The organism is Escherichia sp. AM3 (genome assembly GCF_032029835.1).
Lineage (GTDB): Bacteria > Pseudomonadota > Gammaproteobacteria > Enterobacterales > Enterobacteriaceae > Escherichia > Escherichia coli.
The window spans coordinates 1-1165 of record NZ_JAVUPQ010000344.1 but is presented as its reverse complement, the minus strand read 5'-3'; the positions used below and the strand labels follow the sequence as shown (position 1 = coordinate 1165).

Genomic DNA, 1165 nt, shown 5'->3' with positions numbered 1-1165 from the left:
TTTCACCAGGGTGACGATATCCTGACGTTCCCTGTTCGCATCACGACGCGCACGGGCACGCTTTATTCCACGGGACTTAAGCTCTGTCTGGTAACTGCGGAAACGCTCACGCACAAAACGCCAGGCTTTCGCTATCAGTTCATCCATACCCAGGGTATCCAGCCCCTGCTTTTTGCGCTGTCTGTTTTCCCATTCAACACGACTGCGGCGCGCAGCAACCACTGCATCCTCAGACACATCAAGGGCGGCAAATAACGCCGGTGTGAACGTGATATCGGTCGGAATGTAGCACCCGATAAGCGGATCATATTCCGTCTGGTAGGTAATCAGTCCCAGCTCTGCAAGGAACGTCAAGGCTCGGGAGGCCCGGGTGATGGAGAGTTTTCCGGCAGCAGACTCCGTCGCCAGTCCGCACTCAATGGCCAGCGTAGTGATGGAGCACTGGACGCGGTTGGCCAGCGGGTCATAGTGAAAACACAGCCCCTGCAGCAGCACATCAATAGCCCGGCGACGCAGTACCGGTGGCATGCGCCGACGCAGTCCCTTCGAACGGGCATGTGCCACATGAATGGCGAAATCAAAACGGGAGGTGAAGCCCACCGCCTTTTCCATCAGTTTTTCGCAGAACTTCAGCGTTCCGGCACCTTCACGGGGTGTGAACACCGGATTCGGATTTTTAACCTGTGAATAGTATTTTTGAAGGAGATCAGCCATGTCCCCCTCCAACACTATTCCCCCTCCTACGGGCGGTAACTAGCTCGTCTGGGCCGACACGTAAAGTTTCGAACATATCTGGTCTGAACCAGATGGTTCCTCCATCAAAAGCGATGAGATGAAGATCATTATCAAGAGTTTTGAGGGCTCTCCAAACACGAGTGTATGAACCTCCACTACAAACTGAAAGCTCTTTAACAGATAAGTTAACTTTGTTCGTATCAGGGATGTAGTGTGCGCACATTACTTGTACGAGGGAAACATAAAAACTAACCATCGACGCGCTGATTTTATTTTTACGTTTGCCATGCGCTATTGCAAGCAAACCTCTGATGAAGATCAGATGCTTGAAGGAGTCAAAATGAGCCCTTTTCTGGAGAAGGCTGCAAAACGGGTGAGGATACTTGCTGGAATCAATGTGAAGATCTGATTCAATCCCACCCGCTATTAC

At 51.4% G+C, this 1165-nt stretch carries 2 protein-coding genes; both read right to left on the bottom strand.

Translation table 11 applies throughout. The features are described 5' to 3' along the window. A partial coding sequence (gene repA, locus RTW80_RS25695; RefSeq protein WP_312720883.1) for an incFII family plasmid replication initiator RepA occupies positions 1-714 on the bottom strand: 714 nt, incomplete at its 3' end. Beyond that, the coding region (locus RTW80_RS25690; RefSeq protein WP_206297235.1) for a hypothetical protein at positions 707-1165 on the bottom strand (459 nt) is incomplete at its 5' end. The genes repA and RTW80_RS25690, both read right to left, overlap by 8 nt.